Source organism: Blastococcus sp. SYSU DS0510 (genome assembly GCF_054050835.1).
The window spans coordinates 152125-158124 of record NZ_JBJHAC010000008.1; the positions used below are offsets into that span (position 1 = coordinate 152125).

The 6000-nt window shown below is 76.0% G+C and carries 6 protein-coding genes; 3 read left to right on the top strand and 3 right to left on the bottom strand.

Features of this window, described 5'->3' with window-relative positions:
* Positions 1 to 121 precede the first annotated feature (121 nt).
* Genes ACI79P_RS08980 through ACI79P_RS08990 form a run of 3 tightly spaced genes read left to right on the top strand, consistent with a single transcriptional unit; the run spans position 122 to position 3386 of the window.
* Positions 122 to 931, top strand: coding sequence for a purine-nucleoside phosphorylase (locus ACI79P_RS08980; protein ID WP_456580694.1), 810 nt, complete (start codon positions 122 to 124; stop codon positions 929 to 931).
* Positions 928 to 1761 carry an NAD-dependent epimerase/dehydratase family protein gene (locus ACI79P_RS08985; protein ID WP_456580695.1) on the top strand — a complete coding sequence of 278 codons (834 nt, stop codon included), beginning with the start codon at positions 928 to 930 and terminating at the stop codon, positions 1759 to 1761. The genes ACI79P_RS08980 and ACI79P_RS08985 overlap by 4 nt, the downstream gene beginning before the upstream one ends.
* Positions 1758 to 3386 (top strand): phospho-sugar mutase, encoded by a 1629-nt coding sequence (locus ACI79P_RS08990; RefSeq protein ID WP_456580696.1) that lies wholly within the window; start codon positions 1758 to 1760, stop codon positions 3384 to 3386. Before ACI79P_RS08985 ends, ACI79P_RS08990 begins: the two co-directional genes overlap by 4 nt.
* 27 nt (positions 3387 to 3413) lie before the next feature.
* Here the strand turns inward: ACI79P_RS08990 and ACI79P_RS08995 are convergent, their stop codons facing one another.
* The 3 genes from ACI79P_RS08995 to ACI79P_RS09005 all read right to left on the bottom strand — a co-directional run bounded on the left by ACI79P_RS08995 (position 3414) and on the right by ACI79P_RS09005 (position 5861).
* Entirely contained in the window at positions 3414 to 4256 is an 843-nt protein-coding gene (locus ACI79P_RS08995; RefSeq protein WP_456580697.1) for a Gfo/Idh/MocA family protein, read from the bottom strand.
* Positions 4257 to 4258: 2 nt separating this feature from the next.
* Positions 4259 to 4882: a uracil phosphoribosyltransferase gene (gene upp, locus ACI79P_RS09000; protein WP_456580698.1), complete on the bottom strand. Its 624-nt coding sequence runs from the start codon at positions 4880 to 4882 to the stop codon at positions 4259 to 4261.
* A 76-nt stretch (positions 4883 to 4958) separates the two neighbouring features.
* Positions 4959 to 5861: a DUF222 domain-containing protein gene (locus tag ACI79P_RS09005; RefSeq protein WP_456580699.1), complete on the bottom strand. Its 903-nt coding sequence runs from the start codon at positions 5859 to 5861 to the stop codon at positions 4959 to 4961.
* Positions 5862 to 6000 lie beyond the last annotated feature (139 nt).

The window sequence follows — 6000 nt, forward strand, 5'->3', positions numbered from 1 at the left end:
CCCGACGGGTCGGGTTCCCCGGTCGGCCGCCGGCCGGGCGTCGAGGACGACGTCCGCCCGTCGTGACCACCGGGCGCGGCGGGCATCCACCGCGTTTCCCGGGCTGCGTTAGCGTCCCTGCGTGAGCGAGCTCCCCGGAACCGACCCCACCGCCCTGGCCGCGCAGGCGGCCGACGCCCTGACCACCGCGCTCGGCGGCCCGCACGACGTCGCCGTCGTCATGGGCTCGGGCTGGGCACCCGCCGCCGACGCGTTCGGCGAGGCCGCCGGGTCGGTGGCGATCGGCGACCTGCCCGGCTTCGCGGCCCCGACCGTCGTCGGGCACGGCGGCGAGATCCGCTCGGTGCGGGTCGGCGAGCGGAAGGTGCTGCTCTTCCTCGGCCGGACGCACTACTACGAGGGGCGCGGCGTCGAGCCGGTCGCCCACGGGGTGCGGACGGCGGCCGCCGCGGGCGTGAGGACGGTCGTCCTGACCAACGCCGCGGGCGGGCTGGCCCCCGACCACCGGGTGGGCCAGGCCGTGGTGATCTCGGACCACCTGAACCTGACCGCGCGCTCCCCGCTCGTGGGCGCGAACTTCGTCGACCTCACCGATCTCTACTCCTCGCGGCTCCGCGCGATCGCCCGGGAGCTCGACCCCTCGCTGGTCGAGGGGGTGTACGCCCAGCTCCCCGGCCCGCACTTCGAGACGCCGGCCGAGATCCGCATGCTGCGCACCCTGGGCGCCGACCTCGTCGGCATGTCCACCGCGCTGGAGGCCATCGCCGCCCGGGCAGCGGGCGCGGAGGTGTTCGGCCTCTCGATGGTCACCAACGCCGCCGCCGGGATCACCGGCGAGGCGCTGAACCACGAGGAGGTCCTCGCGGCGGGCAAGGCGGCCGCCGGGCGGCTGGGCGAGTTGCTGGTACGGCTCATCGAGCGGCTCCCATGACGGGGCCGGTCGTCCTCACCGGCGCCGCGGGACGGATCGGCACGGTCCTCCGCGGCGGGCTGCCCGAGCGCGGGTGGGCGGTGCGCAGCCTCGACGTCGTCCCGGTGCCCGAGCCCCGGCCCGGCGAGGAGCACCTGGTCGCCGACGTCACCGACCTCGACGCGATGACCGGTGCGCTGCGGGGCGCCGCGGCCGTCGTGCACCTGGCCGGGGTCGTGGGCGAGTCCACCTGGCCGGCGATCAGCCACGCGAACATCCAGGGCACGTACGCCACCGTCGAGGCGGCTCGCCGCGCCGGCGTTCGGCGCGTGGTGCTGGCCAGCAGCAACCACGCCAGCGGCTTCACCGCACGCCCCGCGGAGGGGTTGCTGCGCGAGGTCGACGCGCCGCCGCGGCCGGACACCTACTACGGCGTCGCCAAGGTGGCGATGGAGGCGCTCGGGTCGCTCTACGCCGACCGGTACGGCATGGAGGTCGTGTGCCTGCGCATCGGCAGCGCCTTCCCGGAGCCGACGACGGTGCGCATGCTCGCCACCTGGCTCTCCCCGGCCGACACCGTCTCCCTGGTGGACGCGGCACTGCGGACGCCCGACCCGGGCTGCACGGTGGTGTGGGGCGTCTCGGCCAACACCCGCAACTGGTGGGACCTCACCGCCGCGCGCGCCATCGGCTACGAGCCGGCCGACGACGCCGAGGTGTACGCCGAGGCCCTCATCGCGGCCCAGGGCGAGCCGGACCCCGAGGACCCGGTGCGCGCGCGGGTGGGCGGCCAGTACACGCTGCCGGAGTTCGACGCCGAGAACGTCGAGGCGGCGGGGGGCCGGTTGTGAGCGACGTCGTGACGCAGGCCCGCGCCTGGGCCGACGCCGATCCGCACGAGGGCGACCGCGCGGAGATCCTCGCGCTGGTCGACGCCGGCGACACCGCCGAGCTCGCCCGCCGCTTCTCCGGTCCGCTCACCTTCGGGACGGCGGGGCTCCGCGGTCCGCTGCGGGCCGGGCCGGCCGGGATGAACGCCGCCGTGGTGCTGCGCACCGCGGCCGGGGTGGGCCGGTACCTCCGGGACACCGGGGAGGGCGGCGGGACCGTGGTGATCGGCTTCGACGCGCGGCGGCGGTCCGACGAGTTCGCCCTCCTCTCGGCCCGGGTGTTCTCGGGGCTGGGCTTCCAGGTGCAGCTCATGCCGCGCCCGCTGCCCACCCCGGTGCTGGCCTTCGCCGTCCGGCAGCTCGATGCGGCGGCCGGGGTGATGGTCACCGCCAGCCACAACCCGCCCGACGACAACGGCTACAAGCTCTACCTGCGGGGCGGGGCGCAGCTCGTGCCGCCGGCCGACCGCGCGATCGAGGAGTCGATCGCCACGGTGGGCCCTGCGCGGGAGATCCCCCTCGCCGGCGGACACGGGGTCCTGGGCGACGACGTCCTCACCGAGTACGTCACGGCGGTCGTGCGGGCGCTGGATCCCGAACGGGTGCCGGCCGCCGACCGGGCGGCGCTGCGGGTGGCGTACACCGCCATGCACGGGGTGGGCGCGTCGACGACCCGGCTGGTGTTCGCCGCAGCGGGCTTCGCGGAGCCGGCCGGGGTGCCCGAGCAGGACGCACCCGATCCGGCGTTCCCGACGGTCGCCTTCCCGAACCCGGAGGAGCCCGGGGCGGTGGACCTGCTCACCGCGCTGGCCGAGCGGTCCGGGGCCGACGTCGCGATCGCGCAGGACCCCGATGCCGACCGCTGCTCGGTGGTCGTGGGCGGTCGACAGCTGACCGGCGACGAGGTGGGGGCGCTGCTGGCCGACTGGCTGCTGCGCCGCGGGGTGCGCGGCACCTACGCGTCCTCGCTGGTGAGCGGCTCGCTGATGCACGTCGTCGCCGAGTCGCACGGCGTCCCGTCGGAGGAGACCCCGACCGGATTCAAGTGGATCATGCGCGCGGGCTCCGACGCCGCGCCGCTGGTGTTCGGCTACGAGGAGGCGCTGGGCTACTCGGTGGCGCCGTCGGTGGTGCGGGACAAGGACGGCATCTCGGCGGCGCTCGCGGTGGCCCTGCTGGCGGCGGAGCTCAAGGCCGGGGGCCGCACGGTGGTGGACCGGCTGGACGAGCTGGCCACCGAGCACGGTCTCTTCGTCACCGGCCAGCTGTCGGTGCGGGTGGAGGACCTCTCGGTCATCTCCGGGGCGATGGCTCGGCTGCGGTCGCGGCCGCCGTCGTCGCTGCTCGGCCGGCCGGTGGAGTTCGCCGACCTCGCCGGGTCGACCCCACCGGTGGACGCCGTCCGCCTGCTGGGCGACGGCGTGCGGGTGATCGTCCGGCCCAGCGGCACCGAGCCCAAGCTCAAGGCGTACCTGGAGACGGTCGTCCCGGTGCACGACGACGCCGGCCTGATCGCCGCGCGCGGCCGCGGCGCCGACGAGCTGGACCAGCTGCGGGCGGAGATGAGGGCGGCGCTGGGCTTGTGACCCCCTGCCGCCGCGACGTCGCGGCGGTCACCCCGGGACGCGCTCGCGGCACCCCGAGTCCAGGGCGCGGGCCGCCGTCGCCAGGACCGCCACGACGTCCCGGCCGAACCCCACGTCGCAGGGGTGGGTGCCACCGGCGATCGCTGCGGAGGTCAGCTCGTCGACGGCGACGGCGAAGGCGTCCACCGGGGCCTGGATGTCGGGCAGGAGCACCAGCCGGCCGGCGTCGCCGTGGACGAAGAACTCGATGCCGGTCGACATCGGCGCCACCGTGTGCGACAGGGTCACGGTGGAGGCCGTCCCGGACTCGTGGGTGAGCACCAGGTGGACGGTGTCGTGCAGCCCGGCCCCGGCCTGCACCGCGACGACCGGCCCCAGCGCCGGCAGGAACAGCGACAGAGCGTGCGGGCCGATGTCCCAGAGCGCGCCGTGCTGCTGCCGCCACGACGAGGCGCCGAACGGGGAGCCGGCGATGGACGACAACCAGGACCCGGCGCCGCCGGCGAGCTCCGTGCGGGCCGCCTGGGTGAGCCAGGTCGACGTCGCGGTCTGGAAGCGGAACGTGAAGAAGACGACGGAGGCGACACCGGCGTCGCGGACGGCGGCGACCACCCGGTCGGCAGCGGCGGCGGCGCGCTCGGCCAGCGGCGCCTGCACGTGCGGCGGCAGCGCGATGGCGACGGCGTCGACCTGCTCCAGCAGCTCGTCGAGGTCGGCGAAGCCGGGGACGTCGAAGTCGGCGGCCACCGCCTCCGCCTTGGCGACGTCACGGCCCCAGACGCCGACCAGCTCCGCGGAGGGGTGCCCGGCCAAGGCGGTCGCGTGGATCTCCTTCGCCCAGAAGCCGGTGCCGAGCACCCCGAACCTCACGGTCAGACCGCGCCGAACTGGCGGTCGCCGGCGTCGCCGAGCCCCGGGACGATGTAGGCCTTGTCGTTGAGCCCCTCGTCGACGCTCGCGGTGAACACCCGCAGCGGCAGGCCGCTCTCCTCGAGACGACGGAGGCCGTCGGGCGCGGCGAGGGCGCAGAGCACCGTGATCGACGTCGTGCCCCGGGCGGTGAGCAGCTCGCAGCAGTGCACGAGCGAGCCGCCGGTGGCGAGCATCGGGTCGAGCACGAAGACGTCGCGGCCGACCAGCGACTCGGGCAGCGAGGCCATGTACGCCTCCGGCTGGAAGGTCTCCTCGTTGCGGGCGAGCCCGACGAAGCCCATCTGGGACTCCGGGAGCATCCCGTGCGCGGTGTCGGCCATCCCGAGACCGGCGCGCAGCACGGGGACGATCAGCGGCGGGGCGGCCAGCCGGTACCCGGTGGTCGTGGTGACCGGGGTGGTGATCGGCTCCTCCGCGATGGCGAGATCGCGGGTGGCCTCGTAGACCAGCATCTGCGTCAGCTCGCGGAGCGCGGCGCGGAACATGGCGTTGTCCGTCCGCTCGTCACGCATCTTGGAGAGACGGGCACGGGCCAGCGGGTGGTCGACGACGGTCAGCTGCACGCCGGACACCGTATCGGCCGGCACGGCAGAGCCGGGCGCCGTCCTCGCAGCCCCCGTCGTGCACACGACACAGGGCTCAGCCCGCGCGGAAGTTGGCCGAGTCCGCGGTGATGCGGGGGAGGATCAGGATCTCGGTGCCGTCGGGCCGGTAGGTGCGCCATCGGCCGTCGGGTTGTCGTTCGACGCGGAAGCCGTGGTGCACCTTGGTGTGGTGGCGTTCGCAGAGCAGGGCTGAGTTCTCCAGCGAGGTGTTCCCGCCGTCGGCCCAGTGCACGATGTGGTGGACGTCGCACCAGTGGGTGGGGGCGTGGCAGCCGGTGAAGACGCAGTGCCCGTCGCGGGCCTCCACCGCGCGGCGCAGGTGCCGGGGGACGACGCGGTGGGCGCGGCCGACGTCGAGGGGTTGGCCTTCGGGGCCGATGACGATGCGGGTGACGGTGCCGTCGCAGGCCAGCCAGCGGGCGCGGGCCGCGGAGATGGTGGCCCCGAAGCCCAACTTCGCCGCGCCGGGGCCGGCGTCCGGGTCGATGAGGTCCTCCAGGTCGACCCGGACCACCACCTGGGGTTTGTGGGTGCGCAGCACCGGCAGGGTGCCCGCGGCCAGGGCGTTGTCGGCGAGCTGGACCAGGGCGTCGCCCTGCTGCTGGGCGCGGGTGCGCATGTCCCCGGCGGGCCGGGCGGCCTGCACGATGGATTCCACGGCGGCCTGCCCCTTCTCCCCGCCCACGGCATCCAGTTCGCCGCGGAAGGAGACCGACCCGTCGGCGTGCTTGACGAAGGTGAGGGAGCGTCCCTCGGTGGGATCGGGCTCGGGCCCGTCAGGATCGAGCCGGGCCAGGTAGTGGGCCACCACCTGGCGCAGTTCGGCGTGCGGGCGGGTCGCGGCCACCTCCGCGAGCGCCGCGTCGACCCCGGCCAGGTCCACGCCCTGTGCTGGGGCGGCGGCCAGGTTGGCCGGGGCGGCCACCGGGGCGATCACCGCCAGGGCCTCCGGCGGCACGGCCCCGGGGGGGGGGGGGGGGGGGGGGGGGGGGGGGGGGGGGGGGGGGGGGGGGGGGGGGGGGGGGGGGGGGGGGGGGGGGGGGGGGGGGCGGGGGGGGGGGCGGGGCGGCGGCGGG

Coding starts and splice junctions, on each gene's coding strand:
- ACI79P_RS08985 (WP_456580695.1), top strand. CDS start 928: ATGACGGGGCCGGTCGTCCTCACCGGCGCCGCGGGACGGATCGGCACG.